General features: G+C 57.6%; 13 protein-coding genes. 4 read left to right on the top strand and 9 right to left on the bottom strand.

All coding sequences use genetic code 11. The annotated features are described in order from the left end of the window. Positions 1–18: 18 nt before the first annotated feature. The 7 genes from rraA to priA form a co-directional block, all read right to left on the bottom strand. Positions 19–504: a ribonuclease E activity regulator RraA gene (gene rraA, locus HMPREF9538_RS15330; RefSeq protein WP_002882913.1), complete on the bottom strand. Its 486-nt coding sequence runs from the start codon at positions 502–504 to the stop codon at positions 19–21. A gap of 92 nt (positions 505–596) precedes the next feature. After that, positions 597–1,517, bottom strand: a complete 921-nt coding sequence (menA, locus tag HMPREF9538_RS15335) for a 1,4-dihydroxy-2-naphthoate polyprenyltransferase (RefSeq protein ID WP_002882914.1) — start codon at positions 1,515–1,517, stop codon at positions 597–599. A 69-nt stretch (positions 1,518–1,586) separates the two neighbouring features. After that, positions 1,587–2,921 carry an HslU--HslV peptidase ATPase subunit gene (gene hslU, locus HMPREF9538_RS15340; RefSeq protein ID WP_002882917.1) on the bottom strand — a complete coding sequence of 445 codons (1,335 nt, stop codon included), beginning with the start codon at positions 2,919–2,921 and terminating at the stop codon, positions 1,587–1,589. 9 nt (positions 2,922–2,930) lie between these two features. Then, entirely contained in the window at positions 2,931–3,461 is a 531-nt protein-coding gene (gene hslV / locus HMPREF9538_RS15345) for an ATP-dependent protease subunit HslV (protein ID WP_002882918.1), read from the bottom strand. A 91-nt stretch (positions 3,462–3,552) separates the two neighbouring features. After that, the gene (gene ftsN, locus HMPREF9538_RS15350; protein ID WP_071600598.1) at positions 3,553–4,521 is read right to left on the bottom strand and encodes a cell division protein FtsN; all 969 of its coding nucleotides are present in this window, start codon (positions 4,519–4,521) and stop codon (positions 3,553–3,555) included. A gap of 93 nt (positions 4,522–4,614) precedes the next feature. Further along, positions 4,615–5,643 carry a DNA-binding transcriptional regulator CytR gene (gene cytR / locus HMPREF9538_RS15355; RefSeq protein WP_002882921.1) on the bottom strand — a complete coding sequence of 343 codons (1,029 nt, stop codon included), beginning with the start codon at positions 5,641–5,643 and terminating at the stop codon, positions 4,615–4,617. Between the two features lie 150 nt (positions 5,644–5,793). Further along, positions 5,794–7,989: a primosomal protein N' gene (gene priA, locus HMPREF9538_RS15360; protein ID WP_020316816.1), complete on the bottom strand. Its 2,196-nt coding sequence runs from the start codon at positions 7,987–7,989 to the stop codon at positions 5,794–5,796. 252 nt (positions 7,990–8,241) lie between these two features. On the opposite strand from priA, the gene rpmE reads away from it, so the two are divergent. Beyond that, the gene (gene rpmE, locus HMPREF9538_RS0127565) at positions 8,242–8,454 is read left to right on the top strand and encodes a 50S ribosomal protein L31 (protein WP_002882922.1); all 213 of its coding nucleotides are present in this window, start codon (positions 8,242–8,244) and stop codon (positions 8,452–8,454) included. A gap of 101 nt (positions 8,455–8,555) precedes the next feature. On the opposite strand, the gene metJ is transcribed toward rpmE, so the two are convergent. After that, positions 8,556–8,873, bottom strand: coding sequence for a met regulon transcriptional regulator MetJ (gene metJ / locus HMPREF9538_RS15365; RefSeq protein ID WP_002882924.1), 318 nt, complete (start codon positions 8,871–8,873; stop codon positions 8,556–8,558). Positions 8,874–9,140: 267 nt separating this feature from the next. Here metJ and metB point away from each other — a divergent pair, with 267 nt between their 5' ends. Then, positions 9,141–10,301 (top strand): cystathionine gamma-synthase, encoded by a 1,161-nt coding sequence (gene metB, locus HMPREF9538_RS15370; RefSeq protein WP_004150388.1) that lies wholly within the window; start codon positions 9,141–9,143, stop codon positions 10,299–10,301. Positions 10,302–10,303: 2 nt separating this feature from the next. Beyond that, the gene (locus HMPREF9538_RS15375; protein WP_009484957.1) at positions 10,304–12,736 is read left to right on the top strand and encodes a bifunctional aspartate kinase/homoserine dehydrogenase II; all 2,433 of its coding nucleotides are present in this window, start codon (positions 10,304–10,306) and stop codon (positions 12,734–12,736) included. Here the strand turns inward: HMPREF9538_RS15375 and HMPREF9538_RS0127560 are convergent. Continuing rightward, positions 12,711–13,847, bottom strand: a complete 1,137-nt coding sequence (locus HMPREF9538_RS0127560; RefSeq protein ID WP_020316815.1) for an IS1 family transposase — start codon at positions 13,845–13,847, stop codon at positions 12,711–12,713. The genes HMPREF9538_RS15375 and HMPREF9538_RS0127560 overlap by 26 nt on opposite strands. 138 nt (positions 13,848–13,985) lie before the next feature. On the opposite strand from HMPREF9538_RS0127560, the gene HMPREF9538_RS15380 reads away from it, so the two are divergent. Further along, the coding region (locus HMPREF9538_RS15380) for a bifunctional metallophosphatase/5'-nucleotidase (RefSeq protein WP_009484954.1) at positions 13,986–15,500 on the top strand (1,515 nt) is incomplete at its 3' end.

Here is a 15,500-nt window from a genome sequence, read left to right as displayed (position 1 = left end):
TTTTTTATGGCGGAAGGTTTATTCGATATCCAGCGGGTCTTCCGACAGGATCATCCCGGTGTTATCGGCATACAGATGGTCGCCGGAGAAGAAAGTCACCCCGCCGAAATTGACGCGCACGTCGCTTTCGCCGATGCCTTCGCCAGCCGCGCCGACCGGAATCGCCGCCAGCGCCTGAATACCAATGTCCAGTTCCTCAAGGTCGTCAACCTGGCGCACCGCGCCATAGACCACCAACCCTTCCCATTCATTCTGGACGGCCAGACGCGCCAGGTCTGCGTCAATTAACGCGCGTCGTACTGAGCCGCCGCCGTCGATCAGGAGAATATGACCACGGCCATTCTGCTCGAGCAGATCGTAGAGCAACCCGTTATCCTCGAAACATTTAACCGTAATGATCTGTCCACCAAACGACGACCGTCCTCCAAAGTTAGAGAACAGCGGTTCCACGACGTTGACATCTTCCTGGTAGATGTCACAAAGCTCGGAAGTATCGTATTTCATAGGCTTAACGTTCAGTTGCTGCGAGAGTTTTTAGTATATCCCGCGAATCGCATTGTTGGCAAAATCATCAATTGTTAATTGATATTTGTCATTTAAGCCATCAGCTTACTGGCAATAATTCCGATAACAAACAGCAGGTTGGTTAGTAAAGCCCCTTTGACCGTCTTTTCGAGCATTGGCCGCATCGCCAGCGGATCGGATTCGCGCAGGACGTAGCGCGCCTGTTTCACCAGCAGCGGCGTGGCGAGAATAAACAGCCAGCCCCAGGCTGAATGCAGCGCCAGCAGGTTAAACAGCGCCAGACACAGCAGGGCGCCGAGCAGCAGGCAGGCATGATAGCGGCGGGCATTGACCGGGCCCAGGCGCACGGCGAGGGTGTTCTTCCCGTTCTGCCGGTCGCTGTCGATATCGCGCAGATTATTGATGTTCAGCACGGCGGTCGCCAGCAGACCGCAGGCTGTCGCCGGCAGAAAAATGGCCGCTTCCACATTATGGGCTTGCAGATACCAGCTGCCGAGGACGCTCAGCCAGCCGAAGAAAACGAGTACTGAGATATCACCCAGACCAATATATCCATACGGACGGGTGCCCACCGTGTAGGTGATGGCGGCCACGATAGACAGGCCTCCCAGGGCGAGGAAGCCGATGAAATCGCCGACGCTCTGCCAGGCGGCGCACAGCAGCGCCAGACCAAACAGGCAGATGAGTACGACGGTGACGATCAGGGCGCGCTTCATCTGCTGGGGGGTAATCACCCCTTTCTGCATCCCGCGCAGCGGCCCGATGCGATCCGGTTTATCGCTCCCCTTAACCGCGTCGCCGTAGTCATTGGCGAGGTTGGAAAGAATTTGCAGCAAGCCGGCGGTGATCAGCGCCAGCAGGGCAACCCAGGGATCAAAATGGCCCTGCTCCCAGGCAAGGACGGTGCCAACAATAATCGCGGCAAATGCCAGCGGTAACGTTTTAGGACGCAGGCTTTCCAGCCACGCCTGTGAACGGCTGATATCAGTCATAGTTATTTTAGCCAATAAAAATGGGGGCGATAGCCCCCATCAACAGTGATGAAAATGCATTGCACCGGATTATAGGATAAAACGGCTCAGATCTTCATCTGCCACCAGAACATCCAGGTGTTTACTCACATATTCGGCATCGATAGTGACGGTCTGGCCGTTCATCTCGCTGGCATCATAGGAGATATCTTCCACCAGGCGCTCCAGCACGGTGTGCAGGCGACGCGCACCGATGTTCTCGGTGGTTTCGTTTACCTGCCATGCGGCCTGGGCGATGCGCTTGATGCCGTCTTCGGTGAATTCGATGTTCACCCCTTCGGTCGCCATCAGCGCCTTGTACTGCACGGTGATGGAGGCATTCGGCTCGGTCAGGATGCGCTCGAAGTCGTGGGTGGTCAGCGCCTTCAGCTCAACGCGGATCGGCAGACGCCCCTGCAGTTCCGGGATCAGATCGGATGGGCTGGCCACCTGGAATGCGCCGGAGGCGATAAACAGGATGTGGTCGGTCTTGACCATCCCATGTTTGGTGGAGACGGTGCAGCCTTCCACCAGCGGCAGCAGGTCGCGCTGTACGCCTTCGCGGGAGACGTCCGGGCCGGAGGTGTTGCCGCCGCGCTTACAGATTTTGTCAATTTCGTCGATAAAGACGATACCGTGCTGCTCTACAGCGTCGATGGCTTCCTGCTTCAGCTCTTCCGGATTGACCAGTTTGGCCGCTTCTTCTTCAATCAGCAGCTTCATCGCGTCTTTGATTTTCAGCTTACGCGGTTTCTGCTTCTGGCCGCCGAGGTTCTGGAACATAGACTGCAGCTGGCTGGTCATCTCTTCCATGCCCGGAGGGGACATGATTTCAACGCCCATCGGCGCCGCAGCGAGATCGATTTCAATCTCTTTATCGTCCAGCTGGCCTTCACGCAGTTTTTTACGGAACGCCTGGCGCGCTGCAGACGGTTCCTGCGACGGCTCAGTCTGGCCCCAGTTGTTCTTCGCCGGTGGGATCAGCACGTCAAGCACGCGCTCTTCCGCCAGCTCTTCCGCGCGGTAACGGTTCTTATCGATGGACTGCATGCGAACCATTTTGATCGCCGCATCGGTCAAATCGCGGATGATGGAGTCCACTTCTTTACCGACATAACCCACTTCGGTGAACTTCGTCGCTTCAACTTTGATAAACGGCGCGTTGGCCAGTTTTGCCAGACGACGGGCGATTTCGGTTTTACCGACGCCGGTTGGGCCGATCATCAGAATGTTTTTCGGTGTGACTTCATGACGCAGCTCTTCGTTAAGCTGCATCCGACGCCAGCGGTTACGCAGGGCGATAGCAACAGAACGCTTGGCGGCGTCCTGACCGATAATGTGTTTGTCCAGTTCGCTGACAATTTCGCGTGGGGTCATTTCAGACATGGGAGATCCTTACGCTTTAGAAGGTAATTCTTCGATGGTGTGGAAATGGTTGGTATAGATGCAGATATCACCTGCAATATCCAACGCTTTCTCGGCGATGTCGCGCGCGCCCATATCGGTATTTTCCAACAGCGCGCGGGCCGCGGCCTGGGCGTAAGGACCGCCGGAGCCGATAGCAATCAAATCGTTTTCCGGCTGTACCACGTCACCGTTACCGGTGATGATAAGCGACGCGTTTTCGTCCGCGACGGCCAGCAGCGCTTCCAGTTTGCGCAACATCCGGTCAGTTCGCCAGTCTTTGGCCAGCTCAACGGCGGCCTTCACCAGATGGCCCTGGTGCATTTCCAGTTTACGTTCAAACAGTTCGAACAGCGTGAAGGCGTCGGCGGTGCCGCCAGCGAAACCGGCAATCACTTTGTCGTTGTACAGACGACGCACTTTCTTCACATTGCCCTTCATCACGGTGTTGCCCAGCGTGGCCTGGCCATCACCGGCAATAACAACATGGCCGTTACGGCGAACACTTACAATTGTAGTCACGAGCAGACCCCTTGGTTGCAAAAGCGGAACAGGGGCCCCGCGCTGTCCGCGGGGCCGAATGCAATTATAGATGGGGGGGATTTTGAGGGTTTCAACCCCTGGCGGCGAGACGAATGCAGTTCGCGTGTCCAGCCATCTTCAGGCGGGTGATCATCTCGTTGGCGCTTTCTTTGCCTTTCAACGGGCCAATAACCACGCGGTTCCAGCCGTTGTTAGTGGTAATGTGCGAAGCAAACCCTTCGAAAGCCAGCTGAGCGCGGACGGTTTCGGCCTGCTCGGCGCCTTTAAAAGAGCCGCACTGGATCATCCAGCTACGATCGTCTTTCTTCTCGGCGGTGGTTTTCGGCGCTTCTTCCACCCGAGTTACCGGCGCCGCGGCCTGGGTACGCGGCTGCGTGGTATTGGTATGCGCTGGCGTCTGCAGCAGATCCTGGTACGGCTGCTGGTTTGACGTGGTCTGCTTCGGCTGTTGCTGCTGAACCGGCTTCGGCTGCTGAACGCGCGGCGGCTGCTGTTGGACGGTCTGCGCCTGAGTCTGCGCCCACTGTTGCTGCTGCGCCTGCTGCTGTTGCTGCGCTAAACGCTGACGCTGAAGCGTCTGCTGGCGCTGCGCCGGCGTTTGTTCGTTCCACGGCACTTCGGTCAGCTGGGTCGGCTGCTGGCGCATATCGGCCTGCATCTGGGCGAGCAGCTGGCGCTGCTCGTCGGTCAGCTGTTCCGGTTTCATGACTTCGCCACCGGCGGTCGGTTCGGTCGGCGCGCGGACGCCAGGCTGGCGGCTTTCCAGCTCTTTAATATAGCGCCAGCGCTCTTCCGGTTTGGGCGGCAAGCCGTTGCCGGCGGCCTGGCGATTTTGCATCGCTTCCGCTTCTTCTTTCTTATGATGCGTAATGAAATAGAGGCCACCGATAAAGGCCACCAGCACAGCCGCCGCGATCGCCACCATCGCCGGTGAAATCGCCGGAAGGCTGCTTTGCTTATTCCTTGAGCTTCGGGTCGTGCTCTTTTTGCGCCGCGAAGAAGCCGGTTGGCTGCGGCGTACATAATCTCGTTGTGCCACTATCGTTTCGCTGTCTTATATTCGTTCGTCAGCCCGCCATGTTACTTAAGCGGCGGGCCTTTGACCAGAAGAGCAGGCCCGAAAGCCTGATGGTTATCGTCTGATTTTTTGCGTACTGCCGCGAACAATCAGTTCGCAATCGAGCAGACGCGAGCCGCTGTTCACGTTATGCCCCTGCATTTGCTCCAGTAATAGCAGCATTCCTTCACGGCCAATATCAAACCGTGGCTGTGAAACCGTGGTCAACGGCGGGTCGCAAAATTCAGACAACGCGATGTTATCGAAGCCGACAATTGACAGGTCGTCCGGCACTTTCAGACCGCGACGTTTTGCCAGCGATAAGGCGCCCAGCGCCATCACATCGCTATGGCAAAAGACCGCCGTGGGCGGCACCGGCTGCGCCAGCAGCTGCTCCAGCGCATTGGCGCCGGCTTCGAAGGTAAAGTTGCCGCGAGCAATATAGTGCGGATCGACGGTGATACCGCTGCGGCGCAGCGCCTGCACATAACCCTGCAGGCGATAATGGCACAACGGCATATCTTCCGGGCCGGCGATACAGCCGATACGCTGATGTCCCAGCTCGTGGAGATAATTTACCGCGTTAAAGGCCGCCGTCAGGTTATCGATATGGACGGTGGGCAGCTCCAGCTCCGGCGCAAACTCATTCGACATGACCATTGGCGGCAAATTGCGCTGCTCTTCCACGCTGGCGTCAAACGGCAGGCGCGAGCTGAGCAGCACCATGCCGTCGATCTGCTTGGTGATGATAAGGTCGATAAAGGTTTTTTCTTTCTGATTCTGGTGGGCGCAATCGCCGATTAACACCAGATAGCCGTGCTCGGCGGCAGTGACTTCAATACCGCGGATCACTTCACTAAAGAAGGGATCGCAGATATCCGGGACGATCACGAGGATCGTCCGCGATTCGTTGCGCTTCATATTGCGTCCGAGCGACTGCGGTAAATAGCCGACTTCCAGCGCCGCCTGCTCGACCCGGTTACGGGTGGCTTGCGACACCTTATCAGGGTTCATCAACGCTCGGGACACGGTTGCCGTGGAAACGTTTGCCTTGAGGGCGACGTCTTTCATGGTGGCGGCAACCACTTGTTTTTTGGGCTTCACCTGGTTTCTCCTCGCTGAATGGCGCTGGCATTTCCCTTGGGCGCTAACTGCTGCATCATTTTTATCAGATAGTCGCGGCAGTGAGTTACAGAATTTTCATGAAAAACGTGATGCTTGTTAAATTTTTCGATCCGGCTCGCAAGAGAAGGCTTATCCTTCAATCGGATCGACATCCAGCACCCACTTCACTTTTCTCGCCTCCGGAAGCGTATTGATCAGCGCCAGCGTACCGCTAACGATATGTTGCAGACGCACCCGCGAAGGATGCTGCAGCAATATTTGCCAGCGCCAGCGGCCGCCGCGCTTTGGCGCCAGCGCCGGAACCGGACCGAGCACCCATAGCTTTTCGTCGGCCAGCGGGCTGGCCTGCAGCAGATTGCGCAGCTGTTGTAAAAACAGCGGCGCCTGCTGGTTGTTATGGTCTTCCGCACGAATCAGCACATGGCTGGTCCACGGCGGCAGCTGCATCGTCCGCCGCTCTGCCAGCGCCTGTTCGGCAAAGGCGTCGTAGCCTTTATACAGCAGGGTCTGCAAAAGAGGGTGTTCCGGATGGTGGGTTTGAAGAATGACCTCGCCCTGTTTTCCTGCCCGGCCCGCTCGTCCGGAAACCTGGGTATAAAGCTGAGCGAAACGCTCTGCGGAGCGGAAATCAGCGGAAAACAGCGCCCCGTCGACATCCAGCAGGGAGACGAGGGTGACGTCCGGGAAGTGGTGCCCTTTGGCCAGCATTTGGGTGCCAATCAGAATACGCGCCCCGCCGCGATGGACGGCGGCGAGATGCTCCTCCAGCGCTCCTTTGCGGCTGGTGGTATCGCGGTCGATACGCGAGATAGGCACCTCAGGGAACAGCGGCGCCAGGGCCTGCTCCAGCTGCTCGGTGCCGATCCCTACCGGCACCAGATGCGTGGAGCCGCAGGAAGGACACTGGCGCGGGATCGGGCGCTGGCTGTCGCAATGGTGGCAGCGCAGATGGTGCTGCGCCTGGTGCAACGTATAGTAACTGTCGCAGCGCGGGCATTCCGCTATCCAGCCGCAATCGTGGCACAGCAGCGCTGGCGCAAAGCCGCGGCGGTTAAGAAACAGGATCACCTGGTTATCCGCTTGCAGGTGCTGGCGCATACGGCTAATCAGCGCGGGAGACAGGCCCGCCTGCAGCGGTTGCCCTTTGAGATCGAGCACGTGCTGCTGGGCCGGGCGCGCATTGCCCGCGCGTTTGCTTAAGGTTAACTGGCGGTATTTACCCTGGCGGACGTTATGCAGAGTCTCCAGCGCCGGCGTCGCCGAGCCGAGAATTATCGGGATCTGCTCGCTGTGGGCGCGCCATACCGCCAGGTCGCGGGCATGGTAGCGCCAGCCTTCCTGCTGCTTGTAGGAGCTGTCATGCTCTTCGTCGATGACGATGACGCCGAGATCTTTAAATGGGGTAAACAGCGAGGAGCGGGTGCCGATCACAATGGCCGCTTCGCCATTTTTCGCCTTCAGCCAGGCCGAGAGACGTTCGCTGTCATTGAGCCCGGAGTGCAGCACTTCCACCGGCGCGTTAAAGCGCTGGCGAAATCGGGCGATGGTTTGCGGCGTCAGGCCGATCTCCGGCACCATCACCAGCGCCTGGCGCCCCTGCGCCAGCACATTCTCCAGCACGCTCAAATAGACTTCCGTTTTCCCGGAGCCGGTAATACCCGCCAGCAGCCAGGCGGAGAAACGATCGGCGGCGCTGTGGATCGCCCCGACGGCGGTGGCCTGCTCGGTATTCAGGCGCAGGCGTTCGCCGGCAACCGAATACGCGCTGCGCCAGTCGGTGAGGGCGGGCGCTTCGCAGGCCAGCTCCGCCAGCCCTTTGCCGCGCAGCGCCTGCAGCGCCGCTTCATTGAATTCCAGTTCGCCAACCTGATGACGCCAGATTTTGCCCTGGCGCAGCGCCGCCAGCGCCTGCTGCTGCTTCCGGGAGCGTTTCAGGCTGTTAAGGTCGACAACCTGCCCCTGCTCGGTGGCGAACCAGTACCACAGCGGCGTGGCGCTGGCGGGTTTGCCCTGGCGCAGCATAACGGGTAATGCATGGAACAGCACATCGCCGATCGGGTGATGGTAATACTCAGCCGCCCACATCAGCAGTCGCCAGACAGTCGTGGAGAAGACCGGCTCGTCGTCCAGCGCTTCGGCGACCGGTTTTAGCTCATCCAGCGGCAGTTCGCTGCGCTCGCTCACCGCCGCGACAATGCCGATCCGCTCCTGTTTGCCGAACGGCACCCGCACCCGACAGCCCGCTTTGACCGCCATGCCTTCAGGCAGCAGGTAGTCAAAAGTGCGCGGTAGCGGAACGGGTAGGGCAACGTGGGCGACGGACATGTCATCTTCCTGACTTGAAATCTGGCGGGATAGTATACACATTACGATAAGGCGGCGCGGATCAGTTTGCATATGCTGGTCAAATTCTGTATGATTCGCCGCCTTTGATGCGCTTTATATCGCATTGAAGATTGACCATTACCGCGTGCTTCATGCTGTCAGCAGCGTAGAAGGCGACGGGAAATTACTAATATCGCGTGGTGTCTGGCGTTAGGGCTGGAAGAGCGACGCGGCCTTAACTGAGGTTCTCCCATGAAAAAAGGTATTCACCCAAATTACGACGAAATTACTGCTACCTGTTCTTGCGGTAATGTCATGAAAATCCGCTCCACCGTTGGTCACGACCTGAACCTCGACGTGTGCGGCAAATGCCACCCGTTCTTCACCGGCAAACAGCGTGATGTTGCTACCGGTGGCCGTGTTGACCGCTTCAACAAGCGCTTCAGCATCCCGGGCAGCAAGTAAGTTGCCAGAAGAAGCCGCCTCAGGGCGGCTTTTTTGTCTCTCCCGCCTGCCTGGGCGGGAAAGAAAAAAGGGCGGAAGATTATTCCGCCCTTTTTATCGTCTCAGTATTCCCACGTATCCGGGTCGATTCCCAGTTCACGCATAATCGCTTTCGCCGCTTCCGGGATCTCATCGCTGCGCTCTTTACGCAGGTCTTCATCGTTAGGCAACGGTTGTCCGGTAAAGGCATGCAGAAACGCTTCGCACAGCAGCTCGCTGTTGGTCGCGTGACGCAGGTTATTCACCTGACGACGCGTGCGTTCATCGGTGAGGATTTTTAACACCTTCAGAGGAATGGAAACCGTAATTTTCTTTACTTGTTCACTCTTCTTACCGTGCTCAGCGTATGGGCTGATATATTCGCCGCTCCATTCAGCCATGAGATACCTTAATCCTCTGTTTATTAGTGAAGGGCCAGAATATTCCGCCCGGGCTATAATTGCGCGTAGTTTACCGTATGCGCGGGCTTTCTGACATGAGATAAGCCGCCGACGACGTGCGCTAATGCATATAATTTTAACGGCTATTTGCACTTTGCTCAATCTATACGCAAAGAAGTTTAGATGTCCAGATGTATTGACGTCTATTGTGACAATGATTACTCTGGAGCCTGACTTTTCACCGATTCAGCCCAGGAACTTCCCAACATGACGCGTAAACAGGCCACCATCGCAGTGCGTAGCGGTTTAAATGACGACGAGCAGTACGGTTGCGTTGTCCCGCCGATTCACCTCTCCAGTACCTATAACTTCACCGGCTTTAATGAACCGCGCGCCCACGACTACTCCCGTCGTGGCAATCCGACGCGCGATGTGGTGCAGCGCGCCTTAGCGGAGCTGGAGGGCGGCGCCGGCGCGGTGCTGACCAATACCGGAATGTCGGCGATCCTGCTGGTGACGACGGTGTTCCTTAAACCGGGCGATCTGCTGGTGGCGCCGCACGACTGCTACGGCGGCAGCTACCGTCTGTTCGACAGCCTGGCGAAGCGCGGCTGCTATCGCGTCCAGTTTGTCGATCAAAGCGATGAGCAGGCGCTGCGGGCGGCGCTGGCGGAAAAACCGAAGCTGGTGTTGGTGGAAAGCCCAAGTAATCCATTGCTGCGGGTGGTGGATATTGCGAAAATCTGTGGTCTGGCGCGTGAGGCCGGGGCAATTAGCGTGGTGGACAACACCTTCCTGAGCCCGGCGTTGCAAAACCCGCTGGCGCTGGGCGCCGATCTGGTGCTGCATTCCTGTACCAAATACCTCAATGGTCACTCCGATGTGGTGGCCGGGGTGGTGATTGCCAAAGATCCGGCAACTGTCACCGAACTGGCATGGTGGGCGAATAATATTGGCGTCACCGGCAGCGCCTTCGACAGCTATCTGCTGTTGCGCGGGCTGCGGACGCTGTCTCCACGGATGGAAGTGGCGCAGCGAAATGCCCTGGCGATCGTTGAGTATCTGAAAACCCAGCCGCTGGTGAAAAAGCTGTATCATCCATCGCTGCCGGAAAACCAGGGGCATGAAATTGCGGCGCGTCAGCAAAAAGGTTTTGGCGCAATGTTAAGCTTCGAGCTTGACGGTGACGAGCAGACGCTGCGCCGTTTTCTGAGCGGGCTGTCGCTGTTTACACTGGCGGAATCGCTGGGGGGCGTTGAAAGCCTGATTTCCCATGCGGCAACGATGACGCATGCCGGCATGGCGCCTGAAGCGCGTGCCGCCGCCGGAATTTCAGAAACGCTCCTGCGTATATCGACCGGTATTGAAGATGGTGAAGATTTAATTGCCGACCTGGAAAATGGCTTCCGGGCAGCAAACGAGGAATAAAGATGAGTGTGATTGCGCAGGCAGGGGCGAAGGGTCGTCAGCTGCACAAATTTGGTGGGAGTAGTTTAGCGGATGCGAAATGTTACCTGCGCGTCGCGGGGATCATGAAGGAGTATTCGCAGGCGGGGGATATGATGGTCGTCTCCGCCGCTGGCAGCACCACCAACCAGCTGATCAGCTGGCTTAAGCTTAGCCAGAGCGATCGCCTTGCTGCGCATCAGGTTCAGCAGTCGCTTCGCCGCTATCACACCGAGCTGATTGGCGGTCTGCTGGAGCCTGCGGCGGCGGATACGTTGATAGCCGCCTTTATCCACGACCTTGAGCGTCTGGCTGGTCTGCTGGACGGCGGGGTTTCCGAAGCGGTCTATGCGGAAGTGGTCGGCCATGGGGAAGTGTGGTCCGCGCGCCTGATGGCGGCGGTTCTCAACCAGCTGGGTATGGAAGCCGCCTGGCTGGACGCGCGCGCGTTCCTGCGCGCGGAACGCGCCGCGCAGCCGCAGGTGGATGAGGGATTATCTTACCCACTGCTGCAGCAGCTGATGGCGCAGCATCCTAACAAACGTCTGGTGGTGACCGGCTTTATCTCCCGTAACCAGGCCGGCGAAACCGTCCTGCTGGGCCGTAACGGGTCTGACTACTCTGCCACCCAGATCGGCGCGCTGGCGGGCGCCTCCCGGGTCACTATCTGGAGCGACGTTGCCGGGGTGTACAGCGCGGATCCGCGCAAGGTGAAAGACGCCTGCCTGCTGCCGCTGCTGCGTCTGGACGAAGCCAGCGAGCTGGCGCGCCTGGCCGCGCCGGTGCTCCATGCCCGCACGCTACAGCCGGTTTCCGCCAGTGATATCGATCTGCAGTTACGCTGCAGCTACACGCCGGAACAGGGTTCCACGCGCATTGAGCGCGTGCTGGCCTCCGGTACCGGCGCACGGATTGTCACCAGCCATGACGACGTCTGCCTGGTGGAGTTCCAGGTGCCGGCCGGTCACGATTTCAAACTGGCGCATAAAGAGCTGGACGCTCTGCTCAAACGCGCCCAGCTGCGCCCGTTAGCCGTTGGCGTCCATGCCGACCGTAAGCTGCTGCAGTTCTGCTATACCTCCGAGGTGGCCGACAGCGCGCTGAAATTGCTCGATGAAGCCGGTCTGCCGGGCGAGCTGCGTCTGCGTCAGAAGCTGGCGCTGGTGGCGATGGTGGGCGCGGGAGTCACCCGTAACCCGCTGCACTGCCACCGTTTCTGGCAGCAGCTCAAAGGGCAGCCGGTGGAGTTCACCTGGCAGTCTGAAGAGGGGATCAGCCTGGTGGCGGTGCTACGCGCCGGGCCGACGGAAAGCCTGATCCAGGGGCTGCATCAGTCCTTGTTTCGCGCCGAAAAGCGTATTGGCCTGATGCTGTTCGGCAAAGGGAACATTGGTTCCCGCTGGCTGGAGCTTTTCGCCCGTGAACAAACTACGCTCTCGGCGCGTACCGGTTTCGAGTTTATTCTCGCCGGCGTAGTCGACAGTAAACGCAGCCTGCTGAATTACGACGGGCTGGATGCCAGCCGGGCGCTGGCTTTCTTCAACGATGAAGCGGTGGAGCAGGATGAAGAGTCGCTGTTCCTGTGGATGCGCGCGCACCCGTATGATGATTTAGTGGTGCTGGACGTCACCGCCAGCGAACAGCTGGCCGACCAGTATCTTGATTTCGCCAGCCATGGCTTCCACGTCATTAGCGCCAACAAGCGGGCGGGCGCCAGCAGCAGTGATAAATATCGTCAGATCCACGACGCGTTTGAGAAGACGGGACGCCACTGGCTATATAACGCCACCGTGGGCGCCGGCTTGCCGGTGAACCATACGGTGCGCGACCTGATCGACAGCGGCGATACTATTCTCGGCCTGAGCGGTATCTTCTCGGGAACGCTATCCTGGCTGTTCCTGCAGTTCGATGGCACCGTGCCGTTCACCGACCTGGTGGATCAGGCGTGGCAGCAGGGGCTGACCGAGCCGGATCCGCGCGTCGATCTGTCCGGTAAGGATGTGATGCGTAAGCTGGTGATCCTCGCGCGGGAAGCGGGCTATGACATCGAACCGGATCAGGTGCGTGTGGAATCACTGGTGCCGGCGCACTGTGAAGAGGGGTCGGTCGATCACTTCTTTGAGAATGGCGAAGAGCTGAACGAGCAGATGCTGCAGCGTCTGGAAGCGGCCCGCGAGATGGGACTGGTGCTCCGCTACGTGGCGCGCTTTGATGCCAACGGCAAAGCACGCGTCGGTGTGGAAGCGGTACGCGAAGAGCACCCGCTGGCGGCGCTGCTGCCGTGCGATAACGTGTTTGCCATCGAAAGCCGCTGGTATCGCGATAACCCGCTGGTGATCCGCGGGCCCGGCGCCGGGCGCGATGTGACCGCCGGGGCGATCCAGTCGGATATTAACCGCCTGGCGCAGCTGCTGTAAGCGTCGCGTTATACTCTTGAACCAGTGAGGCCACTATTTGCGTTACGCGCCCTGCGGAATACAGGGCGCTCTGCGCAAACGCGGGTCTGTTTTCCAGCCATATTGTAAACCGTCGGCTGGCCGCAAGGTCTGGTAGAAAGGCGTTCTCTTCTGCAGTGCCGGCAAGCCGGCAGACCATTTTCTGATTCTCTTCCTGCGTCCAACGCTGCCATGAATTTTGCCACCAGCCATGATGGGTTTTCCCCTGTAGCTGCCACGGATCCGGGCTGGCTGGGTTCCTTATCTCTTCTTCCACATACCATAGATCGCCTTGCCGCTGACGAAAAAGCGGCGCCCAGGCAACGATCGCCGCGCCGCGTAAAAAGCATTCATGCGCAATAACGTGCGTTTTCACCTCTGGAAACCGCTGGCTGAGCAGTTTGAAATGACCGTGCGCGGCGATAACCGGGCGCAATATATTGCCGCGGGCATGGCGCTTTTGCATTGCGCTGCCGTACTGGATTTCATCGAACTGACTGCGTTGTAAAAAGCGCATTTCAGTGAGAGAAATACGTTGAATAATATCGTCAGTCTCCTCCCTGTCGGCTTGTCCGCCGCGCCAGCGATAGCGTAATGATTCGCCTACCGCGAAAGCAGTGAAATTAGAGGTAAGATGAATAACATTACCGCGCACGGCATCAAAGCTTAATAAAAAATAGAGCTTTTGCCCGGCGGCATTACCCTGGAATGGCGCTATCAACGGTACGCTGCAAATACGTCGTGGGGCTTCAATTGGGGCGATGTGTGGGAATTTTGGCGTCCAGACCTTTTTACAGTGGCGGCACTGAAGGCGTTGCGTACCCTGCGGATTGCGGCCGTAGCGAATAATATCCCGCTGATAGCATACCGGGCAAAAATAGCCGTAGCGGCGGGCATGATCCGTCAGATAAGCCGCCAGCCAGGGGCGGAATTCCCGTTCGTTAAACAGGGGGGGATAGCTGCCGCAGGCTGCGCAGTAGAGCGCCGGGTAGCCCAGCCGAAAATTCGGGAAATGATACTCAGCCGCAGACGGTAAACCTAAATTACGGCAGCCAAAAGTTTTACAGGCATTAATGGTAAAGAGAGTATCCACTGGCAGGTCAATACCAACGATTTTTACAGGTCGTTAATTTTGTCCTGCTCAGGTTGCATACAACTGTGAATGTTCTCACATAAAAAAGTCTTTCAGAACGTAACTTAGCGGTTCTTTATCACTCTGAAAGGAACTCCGATGAAACTAAAAACAATGAGCGCAGCACTTCTGTTAACTTTGCATTTCTGGGCCTGCGCCAAAGATGTCACCATCATTTATACCAACGATCTTCATGCCCATGTCGAACCTTATAAAGTGCCATGGATAGCGGATGGTAAACGAGATATTGGTGGTTGGGCGAATATCACGACGATGGTGAAACAGGAAAAAGCGAAAAATAACGCGACCTGGTTTTTTGAGGCCGGAGATTATTTTACCGGGCCTTACATCAGTAGCCTGACGAAGGGCAAAGCGATAATCGATATTATGAATACGATGTCCTACGATGCGGTGACTATCGGTAATCATGAGTTCGATCACGGCTGGGATAATACGTTGCTTCAGCTTAGCCAGGCGACATTCCCGATTGTTCAGGGCAATATTTTTTATCAGAACAGCGATAAATCGTTCTGGGATAAGCCCTATACCATTATCGAAAAAGATGGCGTGAAAATTGGCGTGATTGGCCTGCACGGCGTGTTTGCTTTTAATGACACCGTTTCTGCCGCGACGCGAGTGGGTATCGAAGCGCGCGATGAGGTGAAATGGCTACAGCATTATATCGATGAACTTAACGGTAAAGTGGATCTGACCGTGGCCCTGATCCATGAAGGCGTCCCGGCGCGTCAGTCGAGCCAGGGGGGAACCGATGTGCGTCGTGCGCTGGATAAAGATATTCAGACTGCGGGTCAGGTGAAAGGCCTGGACGTTTTAATTACCGGCCATGCTCACGTTGGCACACCGGAGCCCATTAAAGTGGGTAATACGTTGATTCTTTCTACCGATAGCGGCGGCATCGATGTGGGTAAACTGGTGCTGGATTATCAGGAGAAACCGCACCAATTCACGGTGAAGCACTTTGAGCTGAAGACGCTTTATGCCGATGAGTGGAAGCCTGATCCGCAGACAAAACAGGTCATCGACGGCTGGAATAAGCAACTTGATCAACTGGTGCAGCAGGTTGTCACGCAATCACCAGTCGAACTGACCCGCGCTTATGGCGTCTCTTCGCCGCTGGGCAATCTTGCCGCTGACGCCTTGCTGCTGGCAGCAGGTAGGAGTACGCAGATGGCGTTAACCAACTCGGGCGGGATCCGGAATGAGATCCCCGCCGGGGCGGTGAGCATGGGCGCCGTTATCAGCACCTTCCCGTTTCCCAACGAGCTGGTCACCATGGATCTAACCGGGAAGCAGTTGCGTAGCCTGATGGAGCATGGCGCCGGGTTGAGCAACGGCGTGCTGCAGGTCTCCCGGGGACTGGAAATGAAGTATGACAGCAGCAAACCTGTGGGCCAGCGCGTTGTGTTATTCAGGCTAAACGGTAAACCGATTGACGATACGACGGTTTACCATATTGTCACCAACAGCTTCCTTGCAGATGGCGGCGATGGTTTTGTCGCGTTTACCGAGGGGCAGGCGCGTAATACCTCCGGCGGCTATTACGTTTCAAATGCGGTCGTAGAATATTTCAAAGCCGGGCAAAAGATAACGGAT

Origin of the sequence: Klebsiella sp. MS 92-3, assembly GCF_000195655.1 — a bacterium.
Classification (GTDB): Bacteria; Pseudomonadota; Gammaproteobacteria; order Enterobacterales; family Enterobacteriaceae; genus Klebsiella; species Klebsiella pneumoniae.
This window is presented reverse-complemented; position numbering and strand designations above follow the sequence as displayed.